The organism is Vibrio sp. V31_P5A7T61 (genome assembly GCF_009904895.1).
GTDB lineage: Bacteria > Pseudomonadota > Gammaproteobacteria > Enterobacterales > Vibrionaceae > Vibrio > Vibrio metschnikovii.
This window is the reverse complement of record NZ_WXWI01000046.1, coordinates 119305-136418: the sequence shown is the minus strand read 5'-3', so window position 1 is coordinate 136418 and position 17114 is coordinate 119305. Positions and strand designations below refer to the sequence as shown.

17 protein-coding genes are annotated in these 17114 nt (G+C 43.6%); 9 read left to right on the top strand and 8 right to left on the bottom strand.

What is annotated here, in order from left to right; genetic code table 11:
* Positions 1-3: 3 nt before the first annotated feature.
* The 7 genes from CAG58_RS10550 (at position 4) to cobB (ending at position 6698) form a co-directional block, all read left to right on the top strand.
* Positions 4-639 carry a TorD/DmsD family molecular chaperone gene (locus CAG58_RS10550; RefSeq protein ID WP_161425598.1) on the top strand — a complete coding sequence of 212 codons (636 nt, stop codon included), beginning with the start codon at positions 4-6 and terminating at the stop codon, positions 637-639.
* 61 nt (positions 640-700) lie between these two features.
* On the top strand, positions 701-901 hold the full coding sequence (locus CAG58_RS10545; protein WP_158138450.1) for a transcriptional initiation protein Tat: 201 nt from the start codon (positions 701-703) through the stop codon (positions 899-901).
* 9 nt (positions 902-910) lie between these two features.
* Positions 911-3763: a formate dehydrogenase subunit alpha gene (locus CAG58_RS10540; RefSeq protein WP_161425599.1), complete on the top strand. Its 2853-nt coding sequence runs from the start codon at positions 911-913 to the stop codon at positions 3761-3763.
* 11 nt (positions 3764-3774) lie between these two features.
* On the top strand, positions 3775-4383 hold the full coding sequence (gene fdh3B / locus CAG58_RS10535; RefSeq protein ID WP_004395267.1) for a formate dehydrogenase FDH3 subunit beta: 609 nt from the start codon (positions 3775-3777) through the stop codon (positions 4381-4383).
* 6 nt (positions 4384-4389) lie between these two features.
* Positions 4390-5448: a formate dehydrogenase subunit gamma gene (locus CAG58_RS10530; RefSeq protein ID WP_161425600.1), complete on the top strand. Its 1059-nt coding sequence runs from the start codon at positions 4390-4392 to the stop codon at positions 5446-5448.
* Positions 5432-5854: a hypothetical protein gene (locus CAG58_RS10525; protein WP_161429715.1), complete on the top strand. Its 423-nt coding sequence runs from the start codon at positions 5432-5434 to the stop codon at positions 5852-5854. The genes CAG58_RS10530 and CAG58_RS10525 overlap by 17 nt, the downstream gene beginning before the upstream one ends.
* Positions 5855-5969: 115 nt before the next feature.
* Complete coding sequence (cobB, locus tag CAG58_RS10520) at positions 5970-6698, top strand: Sir2 family NAD+-dependent deacetylase (RefSeq protein ID WP_161425334.1); 729 nt, start codon at positions 5970-5972, stop codon at positions 6696-6698.
* 110 nt (positions 6699-6808) lie between these two features.
* Here the strand turns inward: cobB and CAG58_RS10515 are convergent, their stop codons facing one another.
* The 5 genes from CAG58_RS10515 to potA form a co-directional block, all read right to left on the bottom strand.
* Positions 6809-7846, bottom strand: coding sequence for an extracellular solute-binding protein (locus CAG58_RS10515; protein WP_154168197.1), 1038 nt, complete (start codon positions 7844-7846; stop codon positions 6809-6811).
* A gap of 126 nt (positions 7847-7972) precedes the next feature.
* Positions 7973-9004, bottom strand: coding sequence for an extracellular solute-binding protein (locus CAG58_RS10510; protein ID WP_040904305.1), 1032 nt, complete (start codon positions 9002-9004; stop codon positions 7973-7975).
* 105 nt (positions 9005-9109) lie between these two features.
* Positions 9110-9880 carry a spermidine/putrescine ABC transporter permease PotC gene (gene potC, locus CAG58_RS10505; RefSeq protein WP_004395273.1) on the bottom strand — a complete coding sequence of 257 codons (771 nt, stop codon included), beginning with the start codon at positions 9878-9880 and terminating at the stop codon, positions 9110-9112.
* Positions 9880-10737 carry a spermidine/putrescine ABC transporter permease PotB gene (potB, locus tag CAG58_RS10500; RefSeq protein ID WP_004395274.1) on the bottom strand — a complete coding sequence of 286 codons (858 nt, stop codon included), beginning with the start codon at positions 10735-10737 and terminating at the stop codon, positions 9880-9882. The genes potC and potB overlap by 1 nt, the downstream gene beginning before the upstream one ends.
* Positions 10721-11854, bottom strand: a complete 1134-nt coding sequence (potA, locus tag CAG58_RS10495) for a spermidine/putrescine ABC transporter ATP-binding protein PotA (RefSeq protein WP_040904817.1) — start codon at positions 11852-11854, stop codon at positions 10721-10723. The genes potB and potA overlap by 17 nt, the downstream gene beginning before the upstream one ends.
* 519 nt (positions 11855-12373) lie before the next feature.
* Between potA and CAG58_RS10490 the strand changes: the two genes are divergently transcribed.
* Both CAG58_RS10490 and CAG58_RS10485 read left to right on the top strand, forming a co-directional pair.
* On the top strand, positions 12374-13177 hold the full coding sequence (locus CAG58_RS10490) for a hypothetical protein (protein ID WP_161425335.1): 804 nt from the start codon (positions 12374-12376) through the stop codon (positions 13175-13177).
* Entirely contained in the window at positions 13170-13964 is a 795-nt protein-coding gene (locus CAG58_RS10485; RefSeq protein WP_040904819.1) for a glucosaminidase domain-containing protein, read from the top strand. The genes CAG58_RS10490 and CAG58_RS10485 overlap by 8 nt, the downstream gene beginning before the upstream one ends.
* A gap of 71 nt (positions 13965-14035) precedes the next feature.
* On the opposite strand, the gene ttcA is transcribed toward CAG58_RS10485, so the two are convergent.
* From ttcA to CAG58_RS10470, 3 genes are all read right to left on the bottom strand, one after another.
* Entirely contained in the window at positions 14036-14968 is a 933-nt protein-coding gene (gene ttcA / locus CAG58_RS10480) for a tRNA 2-thiocytidine(32) synthetase TtcA (RefSeq protein WP_004395278.1), read from the bottom strand.
* 141 nt (positions 14969-15109) lie between these two features.
* Complete coding sequence (gene uspE, locus CAG58_RS10475) at positions 15110-16057, bottom strand: universal stress protein UspE (protein ID WP_115152734.1); 948 nt, start codon at positions 16055-16057, stop codon at positions 15110-15112.
* Positions 16058-16212: 155 nt separating this feature from the next.
* Positions 16213-16965 (bottom strand): FNR family transcription factor, encoded by a 753-nt coding sequence (locus tag CAG58_RS10470; RefSeq protein ID WP_072669111.1) that lies wholly within the window; start codon positions 16963-16965, stop codon positions 16213-16215.
* Positions 16966-17114: the final 149 nt, after the last annotated feature.

Sequence of the window (17114 nt, the reverse complement as noted above, 5' to 3'; positions counted from 1 at the left end):
TTTATGCAAGTTACCGACACTATACGTACCGATATTTATCTGATGTTGGCCTCCCTGTTTCGCGCTCCTCCTAGTCAGTCACAATTGCAGTTTTTAGCTGACTTAGGGATTGAAGATAACTCAAGCGTGATGAGTCAGTGTTGGTTAGCCTTAAGGCATGCTGCACAACATACTGATATTCATAGCCTTGAAGAGGAATATCAATGGCTATTTATTGGTATCGGAAGAGGTGAAGTGGTGCCCTTTGCTTCATGGCATCTGACGGGATCATTGATGGAAAAACCTCTAGCGGATCTTCGCCAGCATATGGCGCAGCTTGGTTTGCAGCGTTCAGACTCGGTGAAAGAGCCAGAGGATCATATTGCCGCCTTATGTGAAAGTATGGCGTGGTTGATCAGTGATATGCCTGAGCAGCAAGGTGAATTTTTTCATCGTCATATCAGCTCTTGGTTTAATCACTTAGCGCAACAAATTGAGCAAGCCGAACATGCGAATTTTTATCGAGCGGTGTCTCAAGTATTTAAGGCTTTTTTAAGCTTAGAGAGCATTCAGATGACACCAGCTAGCATTGCTAGTCAATGTAATACCCATGTTATGCATGTAAAAAATACCATTGAGCAGAATGTCAGCGAATTATAACCAGCGTCCTACAACGGCAGTGGAATCATCACTGCGGTTATATGGAAAAAGGAAGAAAGCGATGAAAAAACAATCAGATATTAATCAGAGTCGGCGCACGATATTAAAAAGCATAGCTGGTGCCGCTGTTGTCGGAGGTGTGGTGGCTTCGACGAGTCCGTCGGCGTTAGCGGTAGAGACAGTGGAAGAGGCGACGCCACAGCCATTGCAAAAAGGGTATCACGAAACTCAACATATTCGCGATTACTACGCCAGTTTATAGGAGCCGATAATGAAACTGACCAAACGTTCAGAGCAGGTCGAACAGCCAAATGCACTAGGGCTCAGTCGTCGAGCTTTTATTCGCAACAGTTCATTAGCCGCGGGTGGCGCGGTTGTTGGTTCTGCTTTATTTGCTCCTGGAATGATTAAAAAAGCTCAAGCAACCTCGCGACCTAATCAGGTCAAAACGGAAATAAAGCGTACCATTTGCTCACACTGTTCCGTTGGTTGCGGTATTTATGCTGAAGTTCAAAATGGGGTTTGGACAGGTCAAGAGCCAGCTTTTGATCACCCTTTTAACGCGGGTGGGCATTGCGCAAAAGGGGCGGCCTTACGCGAGCATGGTCATGGTGAGCGACGCTTGAAATATCCGATGAAGCTTGAGGGCGGAAAATGGAAAAAGCTCTCATGGCAACAGGCAATCGATGAAATCGGTGATGAAGTTCTAAAGATTCGTCAACAGTCGGGGCCAGATTCGGTCTACTGGCTTGGCAGTGCTAAACACAGCAATGAACAAGCGTATCTCTTTCGTAAAATGGCCTCATTATGGGGAACCAATAACGTTGACCACCAAGCGCGAATTTGTCATTCCACGACCGTAGCAGGCGTTGCCAATACTTGGGGTTACGGTGCGATGACCAACTCCTTTAATGATATGCATAACTGTAAGTCGATGTTGTTCATTGGCTCGAATCCTGCGGAAGCGCATCCGGTCGCGATGCAACATATCTTGATCGCCAAAGAGAAGAATAATTGCAAAATTGTGGTTGCCGATCCTCGTCGTACGCGCACCGCAGCCAAAGCGGATCACTATGTGTCATTGCGTCCCGGAACGGATGTCGCCTTTATTTGGGGCGTGCTCTGGCACGTATTTAAAAATCAGTGGGAAGATAAAGAATTCATTCGCCAACGTGTGTTTGGCATGGATGAAATTCGTCAAGAAGTGGCGAAATGGACACCTCAAGAGGTGGAGCGGGTCACCGGAGTGAGTGAGTCGGATGTTTATCAAACCGCGAAGCTACTCTCTGAACATCGCCCCGGTTGTATTATTTGGTGTATGGGCGGCACTCAGCACACAACAGGAAATAACAATACTCGTGCTTATTGTGTACTTGAATTGGCTTTGGGGAATTTGGGTAAACCGGGTTCCGGGGCGAACATTTTTCGTGGTCATGATAACGTTCAAGGAGCAACGGATTTAGGGGTACTTTCTGATTCGTTGCCTGGTTACTATGGGGTCGCAGAAGGGGCATGGCGTCATTGGGCCAAGGTATGGGATGTTGATTTTGATTGGATAGCGAATCGCTTTGATCAAGAGACTTATGGTGGCACTAAGCCAATGAATAGTTTCGGAATTCCGGTATCTCGTTGGATTGATGGCGTACTGGAGAATAAAGACAATATTCAACAACGAGAAAATATTCGCGCTATGTTCTATTGGGGTCATGCGGTTAACTCGCAAACCCGTGGCGTAGAAATGAAAAAAGCGATGCAAAAGCTCGACATGATGGTGATTGTCGATCCTTATCCAACCGTTGCTGCAGTCATGAATGAGCGCAGCGATGGCGTGTATTTGCTTCCGGCCACGACCCAATTTGAAACTTACGGCAGTGTGACCGCGTCGAATCGCTCTTTGCAATGGCGCGATCAAGTCATTGAACCGTTGTTTGATTCCAAACCTGATCATGAAATCATGTACTTACTGAGTAAAAAACTCGGCTTTGCCGAGCAACTTTGTAAACACATTCGAGTTGAGAATGATCAACCACTCATTGAAGACATTACCCGTGAATTCAATAAAGGGATGTGGACCATCGGCTATACCGGACAAAGCCCTGAACGTTTAAAAGCGCATCAACAGCATTGGCATACTTTCCATAAAACCACTTTAGAAGCAGAAGGTGGGCCAATTCATGGTGAGACTTATGGTCTACCTTGGCCTTGCTGGGGGACTCCAGAGATGAAGCATCCCGGAACGCATATTTTGTATGATACTTCTAAACCGGTTGCTCTGGGCGGAGGGACGTTCCGTGCTCGCTATGGCGTTGAGTTTGAAGGTCAATCACTACTCGCAGAAGATAGCTTTTCAAAAGGCAGTGAGATTGAAGATGGTTATCCGGAATTCACCGATAAATTGCTCAAACATTTAGGATGGTGGGACGATCTGACCGAGGCCGAAAAAGTCGCAGCAGAAGGACAAAACTGGAAAACCGATCTTTCTGGTGGTATTCAACGAGTGGCAATTCAGCATGGCTGTATTCCTTTCGGCAATGCGAAAGCTCGTGCAATTGTGTGGACATTTCCGGATCGAGTGCCACTACATCGTGAGCCACTGTACACGCCAAGACGCGATCTCATCGCTGATTATCCTACTTGGGAAGATAAAGACGCGATTTTTAGAATGCCGACGCTCTATAAATCGATTCAAGATATCGATAAATCCCAAGAATATCCGATCATCCTGACTTCTGGGCGCTTAGTCGAGTACGAAGGTGGTGGCGAAGAAACCCGTTCAAACCCTTGGTTAGCCGAACTGCAGCAAGAGATGTTTGTTGAGGTGAACCCTAAGGATGCCAATGATCTTGGTTTCAGAGACGGTGACATGGTTTGGGTTGAAGGGGCAGAAAAAGGGCGTATTCATGTTAAAGCCATGGTGACACGTCGCGTTAAACCCGGTATGGCGTTCATTCCTTTTCATTTTGGCGGCAAATTTCAAGGTGAAGATCTTCGTCATAAATACCCACAAGGTACCGATCCTTATGTGATTGGTGAGTCAGCGAATATCGCGACCACTTATGGGTACGATCCTGTTACTCAAATGCAGGAAACTAAAGTCACCTTGTGTAACATCCGTAAAGCGTAAGGAGTAAACCAATGGCTAAAATGAAATTCCTTTGTGATACCAAACGCTGCATCGAATGCAACGGCTGTGTCACGGCCTGTAAAAATGAAAATGACGATGCTCTGCAATGGGGAATCCAACGTCGTCGAGTGGTCACACTCAATGATGGCGAACCGGGAGAGAACTCGATCTCGGTAGCTTGCATGCACTGTACGGACGCGCCTTGTATGGCGGTCTGTCCGGCGGACTGTTTTGTCAAAACGGAAGATGGCATCGTGCTGCACAATAAAGATCTTTGCATTGGTTGTGGTTACTGCTTATTTGCTTGCCCGTTTGGTGCTCCGCAGTTTCCTAAGCAGTCTGCCTTTGCTGAGCGTGGGAAAATGGATAAATGTACGTTCTGTGCTGGTGGACCTGAAACAGAACCGGGTTCCCCCGAAGAACGTCGTAAATATGGAGCTAACCGGATTGCTGAAGGCAAATTACCGATGTGTGCTTCCTTATGTTCGACTAAAGCACTACTGGCTGGTGATGCCGCGGTGGTTTCAGATATTTTCCGTCAGCGCGTGGTAGAGCGCGGTGCTAAAAATGCTGGGTGGACCAATGGCGAAGATCTCGCTTTCGATGCCACAAGGAGTTAAGTAGCGATGCAATATCAGATAAAGCGTGCGTTTCAGCAGGTCTTGGTGCTATTGATCTTAACTCTTAGTTGTTTATCTCTCCCATTATTAGCCAATGAGGGCGAGTCCACTAATCACAATGTGGCGCAAAAAGAGATCTCTCAATTAGCGGGTGCCGACTTTTGGCGTCAAGTGAGGCAAGGTCAAGAAGGCTATACCACATCACGTTCTCCTGAGCATGGCGTGTTAATCAGTACACCGGGTGAAATGTGGTTTGTCTTAAAAGAGAAATGGATGTCTCCTGCTGGGGCAGTGGCGATTTTTGGTAGTATTGTGATGGTTGTGATGGCCTATTGGTTGATGGGCCCAATCATGCTTAGTCAGCCAAGAACGGGGCGAAAATTAAAACGTTGGTCGCGTTTGGATCGAGCGTTGCACTGGAGTATGGCGTTTACTTTTCTTACCTTGGCGTTCAGTGGTTTAATGTTGGTTTATGGTAAACACTTTCTTAAACCTTACATTCCTAACGATTGGTGGGGAATGGTCATTTATTCCGCTAAGCAATACCACAATTACGTTGGCCCCTTATTCTTTGTGTTGCTGATTTTTATGTTGCTGAAATGGTGGCGAAAATCCTTATTCAACAAGGTTGATTTCCAATGGTTTTTAAAATTGGGAGGAATGGCGGGCAAGCACAAAGGAACCCATCCTTCGGCTGGCTTTTCCAATGGTGGTGAAAAAGCGATCTATTGGCTTTTGATCGTATTTGGTAGCTTTGCTGCGATCAGTGGACTTATTTTAGACTTTCCGATTCTTGGGCAAACACGCCGCGATATGGAACTCTCGAATTTGATCCACATGTTCTCTGCTTTAATCCTTATTTGTGGCTTTATTTTCCATATTTATATCGGTTTATTTGGTATGGAAGGAGCATTAGAAGGGATGGTGACAGGTAAAGTCGATGAGACCTGGGCCAAAGAACATCATGATTTATGGTATGAAGAAGTCAAAGCGCGAGGCGAAATTGAAGCGGCTGACCATCAAGTTCCAAAGATACAGGAGAGTCATGATGATCCCCGCCAGTAAAAATAAATCCGTTTGGTTTGTGTATATCGCCAGTTTGCTGACCCCATTTACTGGGTTACTTTCTGGGGTGATTGGCATTATCTATGCTGGCTATCGGTTGGATAAAAACCAAGATGGCGAGGTGGCGAATTCCCATTATTACGGATTAATTCGTACTTTTTTCTTATTCTTAACCTTTTTTGTGGTGTTAATTGTCACCGTTGCTACGGCAAATGGCGTTCTGATGGGAGTCAATCGTTATTGGTTTAGTAATACTTGGTTAAGTACGATTGGCTACGCTATCCCTTACCTTGGCGCGTTCATTGCGTTAGGTGCCATTACCTTATGGTTTTGGCGTATGGTGCAAGGTATGAAGCAGCTACGAGCCGATATTGCTCATCGCCCAACGAAAGGCCCGAATCTTTAAGCATCACACCCAGCGAGTCTGGGTGTTTTTTTCGACTATTGTCTAAGCCTTGAAATTAGGGACGCTCGTTTATCAATGCTAAACTGGTGTAAAGATTGAAAATAAGGAATGGATGATGAATTTCCCCTATCGCAATATTGTAGTATTGACCGGCGCGGGGATATCTGCCGAGTCGGGTATTCAAACCTTTCGGGCCCAAGATGGATTATGGGAAAACCACCGGATTGAAGATGTTGCCACACCAGAAGGTTTTGCTCGTGATCCTGATTTGGTGCAAGACTTTTATAATCAGCGCCGCAGAAAACTAGGCTCTCCTGAGATTCAACCCAATGCGGCTCATCTTGCTCTTGGCGAGCTAGAGCGACAACTGAATGGTTCAGTAACCATCATTACTCAGAATATTGATGATCTGCATGAGCGAGGCGGTAGTCAAAACATCATTCATATGCATGGCGAGTTATTTAAAGCTCGCTGTAGTATGTCTAATCAAGTGGTTGAACAAAAAGGCGATTTATTGACCGGTGAACTGTGTCATTGCTGTCAAATTCCGCAACAAATGCGGCCTCATATTGTTTGGTTTGGGGAAATGCCTTTGCGGATGGGGGATATTTATAGCGCATTAGAAAAAGCCGATTTATTTGTCTCTATTGGTACATCTGGTGTGGTTTATCCGGCGGCTGGTTTTGTGCATGATGCGAGAATGCACGGCGCACATACGATTGAAATTAATTTAGAGCCGAGCGCGATTGAAAGTGAGTTTGCTGAAAAACGTTATGGCAAAGCGACGTTTGAGGTCCCTCGTTTAGTTAACGAGCTATTAATGCTGCAAGATTCCCCTCGATAAGAGGAAAAGAACCTCATTTTTTGCTAACGTCACATCGTTTTCATCTAGCACAGAAAACAGGCAAGAAAAAAGCGGCATCAGCCGCTTTTTCACATTGATAGAATCGCTGATTACTTCACTTTTAAGCGTTGGAAGTAGTTATCGTATAATATTGATGCTTCACCGACATCATCTTGCCATTCACCGCTATCCATGACTGATTGTGGTGGGAAGATATTCGGGTCATTGACAAATTCTGCAGGTAATAGCTTATGGGCCGTTTTGACTGGTGTTGGATAGCCGATTTCCAGCGCGATTTTTGCTGCATTTTCCGGACGCAATAAGAAGTCGATCATTTTATGTGCCGCTTCGATATTTTTGGCACCTGCAGGAATCGCAATGCTGTCCATCCAGAAAATAGCGCCTTTTTCTGGCCAAATAATCTCAATATTGGCTCCTTCTTGACGCGCCATGTAGGCAGACCCATTCCACAACATCCCAAGCGAAACTTCTCCGGCTAAAAACGGGTTGGCTGGGAAATCAGAGTTAAAGACCAAGACATTTGGCATCAGTTTGGTTAGCTCTTGATAAGCGGCTTCAATCTCTTCTGGATTGGTACTATTTGGCGAGTAACCCAATTTACTTAAAGCCATATGGAACACTTCACGAGCGTCATCCATCAGCATAAGCTGACCACGCCATTTGGCATCCCATAAATCGTTCCAATTGGTCAGTGCTGATTTATCAAGCATGTCGGTGTTAATGCCAATACCTGTCGCTCCCCAGATATAAGGGATTGAGTAACGGTTTTCGGGATCAAAAGATTTATTGAGAAAATTAGGGTCAAGATCCGCAAAATGACTTAATTGATTTTTGTCGATGGGTTGCAGCATGCCTTCTTTGCGCATCTTAGAGACAAAATAAGTTGAAGGAACCACTAAGTCATAACCAGCACCTTGGGTTTTTAACTTCGCGTACATGCTTTCGTTTGATTCGTACGTCGAATAAATGACTCGGATACCGGTTTCTTTACTAAATTCTTCTAGTACATCGCTAGGGATATATTCCGACCAGTTATAAAAATACAGCTCGGTATCGTTGGCCATCGCGTGGGTAGTGAATAGAGTCGCTGCGCATAGTACGCCCGCATACAGTTTACTTTTCTTCATTACAATTCCGTATTTTGGTAGCAAAAGCCCAAATAGGCTAGAGAGATTAGCTAAATCAGCCGCCAAGTATACCAGCTCACAAAAAAATAGGCAGCTAATGCTGCCCATTTACTTAAGCTCGTAGGTTTATAAACCTGATTTTAAACGCATAAAGTAGTTTTCATACTTAATGGTTTTGTCTCCCACCGCATCTTGCCATTCCACGCGATCTAAATCTTCTTGAGATGGGAATAGGGGGGCGATATCTTTGAATTTAGCGTTCGATTCCGCCACACCTGTTAAGTAGCCAGTATCACGAGAGATTTGCTCAGCGATTTCAGGGCGCAGTAAAAAGTCGATCATCTTATGGGCGGCGTCGACATTTTTCGCTCCTGAAGCAATGGCGAAGTTATCGACCCAACCAATACCGCCTTCTTTCGGGAAGATCAGTTTGATCGGTAATCCTTCATTTTGCGCTGCCGCTGCAGAGCCATTCCATAACATCCCTAAACCGACTTCACCAGCAAGATAGGGTGCAGCAGGGTTGTCAGAGTTAAACACCAAAACATTCGGCATTAATTTACGTAATTCAGCGTAGGCTTCATCAATTTGCTTATCGTCAGTGGTATTACCGGAATAGCCGAGTTTACGCAGAGCGATATGGAACACTTCGCGAGTATCGTCCATTAACATCAATTGTCTCGCCAGCTCAGGCTTCCATAGGTCACCCCAGCTTTGGAAATCATTCGGGTCATACATATCAGTATTGACCGCTAAACCGGTAATGGCGACCACATGTGGAATCGAGTAGTCGTTGTTCGGATCATAAGGTTTATTCAGGTAGTTAGCGTCTAAATTACTGAAATTAGACAGCTTAGACTTATCTATTTTCTGAATCATACCCTCATCACGCATTTTGGATACGAAATAGGTCGAAGGAACAATAAGATCGTAGCCCTGATTATGGGTTTTTAGTCTGGCGTATAAAGTTTCATTTGACTCATAAGTTGAGTAAATGACTTTGATACCGGTTTCACGAGTAAACTGTTCAAGGATATTACTGTTAATGTAAGGTCCCCAGTTCATGAAAACCAATTCTTTATCTTGCGCGATAGCTGAATTTGACAACAGTGAAAGCGCACATGCACTACCAGCTAATAAAGTAGCCCATTTTTTCATCGACGTTAGCTCCAAACCAAACGTTGCCCATTAGGGCGTTACATAGAGAAACAGAATGGTCATGGTGGCCATTCTGTTTCGTGTTTTTAACATGCAGTGAGTATATTACTTCACTTTTTCTCTGGCTAACAACTGTGAAGTGATCACAAGGATTAATGAAACCACTAACATCACAGTCGCTAACGCATTCACTTCCGGTGAAATCCCAACCCTAACCATAGAGTAAATCTTTAAAGGGAGAATTTCATAGGTTGGTCCTGTCACAAAAGAACTGATGATGACATCATCGAGTGACAAGGTAAAACTTAATAACCAACCTGCCGCAACGGCTGGCTTAGCAAGTGGGAAAATAATATTTTTCAATATAACCCATTCGCTCGCTCCGAGATCTTTTGCCGCTTCTAACATCTTCACATCAAAACCATTCAAACGGCTGTAAACCGTGACCACCACAAAGGGTAAGCAGAAGGTGATGTGCGCAATCAAAAGGGTTAGAAAGCCCAATTGAAAGCCGAGGACTAAAAACAGCGCCAGTAATGAAATTGCCATTACGATATCTGGTGACATCATGACAACAAACAGCATGCCATTGACCATTTTCTTACCTTTAAACTGGTAACGAAATAGGGCAACAGCCGTCAAGCTACCAATAATTGTCGCTGCGGTCGCTGAAAAGACCGCAATATTGATAGAGTGCCAGGCGGCTTGCATCAAGCTGTCATTATTAATCAAAGCATGATACCACTTGGTCGTGAAGCCACCCCAACGAATCCCAAAGCGGTTGTCGTTAAAAGAGTTCACAATCAAAACAATAATCGGTAGGTACAAAAATAAGTACACTAAGCTCATAAAGCTAAATCGAACTGTCTTTCCCATTAGCTTAGCTCCGATTTCTTATTCAAGAGTTTACCTGCTCGATAGTACGCATAGAGCATGACGGCCATGGCTAAGGTGAGGGCAATACTTGTCGCCGCACCAAATGGCCAGTCTCGGGCGTTGAGTACTTGGCTCTTAATGACGTTACCGATCAATAAGTTTTTCGCCCCTCCCAGTAAATCAGAAATATAGAACATTCCTAATGCTGGTAGCAGTACCAGTAAACAGCCGCCAATAATGCCGGGCATGGTTAAGGGTAAAATGACTTTAATTAGCGTTTGTAACTTGTTCGCACCAAGATCTCGTGCTGCTTCTATATAAGTATGATCGAGCTTCTCGATCGCAGAATAGAGAGGCAAAATCATAAATGGCAGCAAGATGTACACTAAACCAATCATTACCGCGGTTTCGGTGAACATGATACGGATCGGAGTATCGATGATGCCGATGCTTAATAATGCTTTATTCAAAATACCTTGAGTGCCCAAAACAATTTTTAATCCATAGGTACGGATCAGCGAGTTAGTCCAAAATGGAACAATCACTAAAAACAGCATAATAGGGCGCCATTTTTGCGGCATTTTGGCAACGATATACGCAAATGGATAGCCGACCACAAGACAGATTAAGGTCGCCACGATAGCCATGTAAAATGAGTGCAGCATCACTCTGGCATAAATCGGATCCATTAAACGAAGATAGTTATCGAACGTAAAGGTAAAAGCGATTAAGTTCGATTCATCACGCGTTAAAAAGCTGGTCACAATGATCATCAGATTGGGGATCAGAACAAACAGACCTAACCAGCCGACAATCAAAACAATAATTGCGTTTTGTAGATTAAGCTTGTTGCTCATCATTGAGGACGACCTCCCAGCTTTCAACCCAAGTGATGGCGACTTTCTGGCCGATAGAGTGGTCTACGTCTGGATCATCCTCGTTAAAGAATTCACTCACCATAACGCGCATGCCTGACTCTAATTCAACCACTGACTCTAACGTCATGCCTTTATAAGTACGATCGATAACATGACCAACAATACCCGCACTTTCTGATTCTTTGATCTCTTCAATGCGTAAATCTTCTGGACGCAGTAAGACTTGCAGTTTATCGCCGCTAGTCACGGGTTGATCATAATAGACAATTGCAGGAACGCCTTCGATCTGTACGTTAATGCATTTATCATCGATACGATCTTGAGTGACGGCATTAAATACGTTGATCTCACCGATAAATCGGGCAACAAATAGGTTTTTGGGCTCTTCATAAATTTCACGTGGTGAACCATCTTGCTCGATGCATCCATCGCGCATAACAATGATTCGATCCGACATGGACAAAGCTTCTTCTTGATCGTGAGTAACGAAGATGAAGGTAATGCCCAGTTGACGTTGGAGTTGCTTCAGCTCGATTTGCATCTGTTTACGCAGTTTATAATCGAGAGCGGATAAAGATTCATCCAACAATAACACTTTAGGTTTATTGACCACGGCACGAGCAATCGCAATACGTTGTTGCTGACCACCAGAAAGCTGATGTGGCTTACGCTGCGCCATTTGCTCTAAGCGAACCATGCGTAGTGCTTCCATTACTCGTGGTTCAATCTCTGCGCTTGGTACTTTCTGCATACGCAATCCGAAGGCTACGTTATCAAACACGGTCATATGAGGAAACAAGGCGTAACTTTGGAAGACCGTGTTGACATGCCTCTGCTCAGCAGGAACTTGAGTCACATCTTGACCGTCAAGTAAGATCTGGCCGTTATCGACCGTCTCAAAACCAGCAATCATTCGTAGTACGGTGGTTTTCCCACACCCTGATGGGCCAAGTATAGTTAAGAATTCACCGTGATTGACATCTAAATTCAGGTGAGAAATGATCTCTTTACCATCAAAGCTTTTGCTAATGCCAGATAGACGAATAACTGGCTTTCCTACCGAGTGTTGTTTGTTCAACGTCTGTTTTTCTCCCACAGTGGTTGTATACCCAAAAAATGGCAAAAACGTCGTTGAATGGCTAATGGTTCATTCAAACAATCGTCCTTAACTTTTTTGAGTATAGGAGCGTGATATACAGTGCATTATTATTCCCGTTTAGCTTAAAGTGGCAGCAGACGTTGCCATCACTCTCGGTTGTTCGGGTATAACACGAAAACCAGTCATAAATCAGAATCATGCTTGGTGTACTTATACATCCAATTTATACACTGGTTATACCTTTTCAAAGGGCGCATCATAATTAGCATACCCGACGAAATCAAAGTATTTTCTTATCTTGAAACAGAAAAAATTTTGCATCGTTGAGTGATGATTCTTTACCATGCCCTGTTAACGAATAATAAAGGCTTTTAAGTGGTCAATTATCAGCCATATGAAGCATAAAGCAAGCTGAGTTTGACAGTAAGATTTTAGACTCGACGTTATTTCAGTATAATGAAAAACTATCTCCATTTGTTTCGAAAGCATTTTTGACAGGCCAAACTAGGGCGAATTATGAGCAATAATATCGAGAAAGATTTTAACTTAGGGGGAACGTTGGAACGCGCTCTTTCTGGTGATTACCAACTTAAGATAGGTGAGGTACTAAAAGAAGCATGGGATTGTACCCTGAAACACTTCCTGTCTTTTTCTCCTGCCATTGTTATTTTGGTCGTGATCCAATTGGCGATTTTTATCATTGCCTTCAGATTAATGGTCGGCGATCCGTCGGTCATCTTTTCTTTATTTGCTCAAGAGGGCAATATCCCTCCGGGCGTTATTCAAGGGATTTTGATTGCTAACTTTAGTTACGAAGTAGTCAGTGCTCCGATTTATGCTGGCGTGAGTTTAATGGCCATGAGTCATGCTGCCGGGCTTAAAACTAGGACCAATCATATTACTAAAGGGTTGCAGTTCACCATACCAGTAATTATTGCTTCATTATTGAGCCTAGTACTACAAGGGGTTGCCGGGATGATTTTCCCACTCCTCTCGATGTATTTTTCACTGGCTTTTAGTAATTCGATTTTACTGATCTGTGAAAAGAAAGTTCCCCCGATGCAAGCACTGTGGCTATCATTACGTGCAGTGAACAAAAAACTGCTACCTTTAGCGGGCATCTACGCTTTACTGATGTTGATGTTCGTAGCTGCCGTCCTGTTTTATGGTATTGGCTTAATCTTTGTTCTGCCTTTCTTTTTTCATGTGAAAGGCATTATTTACCGTAATATGTTTGGTATTCGTTTACAAATCGTTGCCACGAAGAAAACCAATAGCGATGATGATCATGATGCAAATTCACAAATTTTTAATGCGTAAGCGCTTTATCCTCATAGGGTTAGCGATGGTGTTGATTGGATTGAGTCTTTATTACTCAACCCGGACTGCTGATCACCCTTCGGTTGAGTTAACCGGCCATGCAGTATCAGCAGCCCCTGATTTTTCATCGATAACGGATATAGCAGAGAAAAAAGAGGCATTTTTTTCTTACTTAAGACCTGGAGTTGCGTTTGAGAACCAACGTATTTTACAAGAAAGGCAACAATTGCAACGACTAGCTACCCGTTTTCAGCAAGGCAAACTGTCAGCCAAAGATAAGACACTGGCGGCTCAATTGGCTGAACAATACGGTTTAGCACTGAATAAGGGAAATCGACTGAGTAGTGAATGGCTGAATGGTATGTTGCAGCGTGTTGACGTTTTACCAGAAGCGTTAGTGCTGACTCAAGCTGCTAATGAGTCCGCCTGGGGAACTTCGCGTTTTGCTATTGAAGCGAATAACTATTTTGGTCAGTGGTGCTATTCTCCGGGCTGTGGGGTAGTACCAGCAGCAAGAGGCGCAGGAATGACCCATGAAGTGGCGAAATTTTCTTCGGTTCAAGAATCGATTCATCGTTATTTTATGAATGTGAATCGTAATGCGGCTTATCGTGATTTACGTAAAATTCGTCAACAGTTGCGTCAGAATGATGCCAATCTACTCAGTGTTGATAGTGCATTGGTTTTGAGTAATGGATTATTGCGTTACTCTGAGCGTGGCGCGGATTATGTGCAAGATGTACAGGCGATGATCCGCCATAATCAAGTTTATTGGGTAGAGCAATAAACTGAAAATACCAATAAGGCTGCCCAGTGGCAGCCTTATTGGTATCCATTCAACTGGTTATCAACAACATGCTACAAGTTAGTCACGTCTAATTTTAATGCAGGATCAAACGGTATCACTGTATCGTCTTCATCGAGAATAGGCTGTGGGACGGGTTCTTTATCAAAACCAATGTCACCACCATTAATGACGCCAGAATCACGATTGATCGACTTAAAATCAAATAATTCAAAGTCGGCAAGATGGCTAGGCACGACATTTTGCATGGCTCTAAACATGGTTTCTATACGACCAGGAAACTGTTTATCCCAAGCATTAAGCATCTGCTTAATATTTTGGCGCTGCATATTGGGCTGTGAACCGCATAAATTGCAGGGAATGATAGGATAAGCGCGATGGTTTGCGTACTTGATGATGTCTTTTTCTCTGCAGTAAGCAAGAGGGCGAATCACCACATGCTCGCCATTGTCAGAGACTAACTTAGGTGGCATCCCTTTCATTTTTCCGCCATAGAACATATTCAAAAACAAGGTTTCAATAATGTCATCACGGTGATGGCCTAAAGCAATTTTAGTGGCCCCTAACTCCTTCGCTGCACGATATAAAATACCACGGCGTAGGCGAGAACACAGAGCGCACGTGGTTTTACCTTCGGGAACTTTATCTTGTACGATTGAATAGGTGTCTTCTTCAATGATCTTATACTCAACGCCTAATTCTTGAAGGTATTCAGGTAGAATATGTTCAGGAAATCCGGGTTGTTTTTGATCAAGATTGACAGCGATGAGTGAGAAGGTGATCGGTGCACTTTTTTGCAAACTCATCAGAATGTCGAGCATCGTGAAGCTGTCTTTGCCTCCCGATAAACAGACCATGATTCGGTCGCCATCTTCAATCATATTAAAGTCAGCAATAGCTTGCCCCGTATTACGACGAATACGTTTTTGTAGCTTATTGAAATTATAATGTTGGGCTTTAGTCAACTCTTGAGTTTGCTCTGTCATTGGCTTTCGTTCTTTAATCTTCCACACAAAATGAAGTGCGTATAATACGGATCTACTGACAAGATGCCAGTATTAAGCATGCCCGATAACAAAAAATCCCCAACCAAGGGGATGGGGACTTATAAATAGCAAACAGAGTGTTTAGCTAGCGATGTTAGGATCAAGAGGACTAATATACCCAGCGGGTTTTAGGGCAAGGACATCACAGTTGATTTTATCAATGACTTGTTCAGCGGTATTACCAATAAAGACGGCTGAAAGTCCAGTTCGCCCTGTCGTTCCTAAAATGACCATCGCCGCATCAAGCGTTTTGGCTGCCTCGGGAATAACATCTTCAGGTAAACCTTGTTGAACAATAGTTTGGCTTTCATCTAAACCATGTTTTTGTCTTAGTGCTTTCATCGATGTGAGGTGATGGCCACGAACGGCATCAGTATAAGTGGTCGGGTCAAACTCAGGTAGCTCAATCGTAATATTGGCTGGCGTTACCGGGTAAGCATTAACTAAATAGGGCGATGCCCCCAGACGTTGAGTTAAATTGAGTAGTTGTTCGACCATGATATCGTTGAGCTGAATATGAGTATCAACCTCTGACCCCACGTGAACAGAGGCGATAATATTCGCATTCTCAGGCCAGTGGCTGTGTTTAACCAGTAAAACAGGAGTCGGGCATTTGCGCAGTAGATGCCAATCAGTAGGAGTAAATATTACTGATTCCAATACATCATGTTTATGAGTGCCTTTGATAAGAATATCATGTTGACCAGAGAAGACTTCTGCAATGATCGCCTCGTAAGGACGATTGTGCCAAACCACCTTTACATCAAATTGAATGGATGAATCGATATAAGGTTCAGCAACGCTTCTCATCCATTGTTCTCGTTGTTGAATCACGCCTCTGCGCATCGCATCTCGTTCATCAATAGAAAGCATCGAAGTCATGTCATAAGAAAAATCATAAATCGACATAAAGAAAGTGATATGACTCGGGGATTGGCTTTTTGCTGCTAGCTGAACTGCTCTGGCTAATGCCGGTTGTTCATCGTGATTAATGTCTGCAACAACTAATATTTTGCTATAGATACTCATAACAAACTCCTTGTTTGTGGAGGAGGTCAATAACTCACAGACCTTAGAGATACTTTAACGCAGTTGGAGAGAGAGTTTTAGTGAAGAGAGTCAGTTTTTTAAGAAAAGTATGATGCAGCTCATCAAAGTGCTGCATCATCGCCATGAATCAAGAATTACTTGCTGTCTTTCGATACACCCGCTAATTGCATTAAAGCGTCATGATCTAAAATTGTGATGTATTTGCCTTTCACGCTAAGCATTTCTGATTTTTGAAAACGTCCCAGTAAACGACTGATAGTTTCTACGGTTAAGCCTAAGTAATTGCCAATGTCACCACGAGTCATGGTTAAACGGAATTCGCGAGGGCTAAATCCTCGTTGAGAAAAACGCGTTGATAGATTATACAAGAAGGCCGCCAATCTCTCTTCGGCATTCTTTTTTGAGAGTAATAGGATCATCTCTTGATCGCCCTTAATCTCGTTACTCATCAAACGCATAATTTGTTGGCGTAACTTAGGCATTTTTCCAGAAAGGTCATCTAAGATTTCATACGGTATTTCACAAACCATTGAGGTTTCTAATGCCTGAGCAAAACTTGGATGAGAGTCGCCAGTGATGGCATCGAACCCAACCAAATCACCGGCAAGGTGAAAAGCGGTAATCTGTTCATCACCTTGTTCAGTGATGGTATAACTTTTAATGGTTCCTGAACGAATCGCGTACAGAGAGCGAAGTTCATCACCGGCTTTGAAGAGCGCTTGTCCTTTTTGAATCGGCTTTTTACGCTCAATAATTTGGTCAAGCTGGTCCAGTTCTGATTCGTTCAGTGTAAACGGAATGCAAAGTTGACTGATACTACAGTCTTGACAATGAATGGCGCAGCCACCAGATTGAATACGCTTTGCCGCAGGCTTTTCAGAAATCATAACAACCTTTCACTAAATTGATGTACATCAAGAATTCTAGCATTCATTATCGTCAAAGGATAGTGATCCATAAACAACTAAAGAGAGTAAGCACAGTTAATATTGGTAATCGGTATCATGGTCACGGACGTTAACATTTAAAAGCGGAT

Excerpts from the sequence above, each read along its gene's own strand:
- CAG58_RS10550 (WP_161425598.1), top strand. The coding sequence starts at position 4 with ATGCAAGTTACCGACACTATACGTACCGATATTTATCTGATGTTGGCC.
- CAG58_RS10545 (WP_158138450.1), top strand. The coding sequence starts at position 701 with ATGAAAAAACAATCAGATATTAATCAGAGTCGGCGCACGATATTAAAA.
- CAG58_RS10540 (WP_161425599.1), top strand. The coding sequence starts at position 911 with ATGAAACTGACCAAACGTTCAGAGCAGGTCGAACAGCCAAATGCACTA.
- fdh3B (WP_004395267.1), top strand. The coding sequence starts at position 3,775 with ATGGCTAAAATGAAATTCCTTTGTGATACCAAACGCTGCATCGAATGC.
- CAG58_RS10530 (WP_161425600.1), top strand. The coding sequence starts at position 4,390 with ATGCAATATCAGATAAAGCGTGCGTTTCAGCAGGTCTTGGTGCTATTG.
- CAG58_RS10525 (WP_161429715.1), top strand. The coding sequence starts at position 5,432 with ATGATCCCCGCCAGTAAAAATAAATCCGTTTGGTTTGTGTATATCGCC.
- cobB (WP_161425334.1), top strand. The coding sequence starts at position 5,970 with ATGAATTTCCCCTATCGCAATATTGTAGTATTGACCGGCGCGGGGATA.
- CAG58_RS10515 (WP_154168197.1), bottom strand. The coding sequence starts at position 7,846 with ATGAAGAAAAGTAAACTGTATGCGGGCGTACTATGCGCAGCGACTCTA.
- CAG58_RS10510 (WP_040904305.1), bottom strand. The coding sequence starts at position 9,004 with ATGAAAAAATGGGCTACTTTATTAGCTGGTAGTGCATGTGCGCTTTCA.
- potC (WP_004395273.1), bottom strand. The coding sequence starts at position 9,880 with ATGGGAAAGACAGTTCGATTTAGCTTTATGAGCTTAGTGTACTTATTT.
- potB (WP_004395274.1), bottom strand. The coding sequence starts at position 10,737 with ATGAGCAACAAGCTTAATCTACAAAACGCAATTATTGTTTTGATTGTC.
- CAG58_RS10490 (WP_161425335.1), top strand. The coding sequence starts at position 12,374 with ATGAGCAATAATATCGAGAAAGATTTTAACTTAGGGGGAACGTTGGAA.
- CAG58_RS10485 (WP_040904819.1), top strand. The coding sequence starts at position 13,170 with ATGCGTAAGCGCTTTATCCTCATAGGGTTAGCGATGGTGTTGATTGGA.
- ttcA (WP_004395278.1), bottom strand. The coding sequence starts at position 14,968 with ATGACAGAGCAAACTCAAGAGTTGACTAAAGCCCAACATTATAATTTC.
- uspE (WP_115152734.1), bottom strand. The coding sequence starts at position 16,057 with ATGAGTATCTATAGCAAAATATTAGTTGTTGCAGACATTAATCACGAT.
- CAG58_RS10470 (WP_072669111.1), bottom strand. The coding sequence starts at position 16,965 with ATGATTTCTGAAAAGCCTGCGGCAAAGCGTATTCAATCTGGTGGCTGC.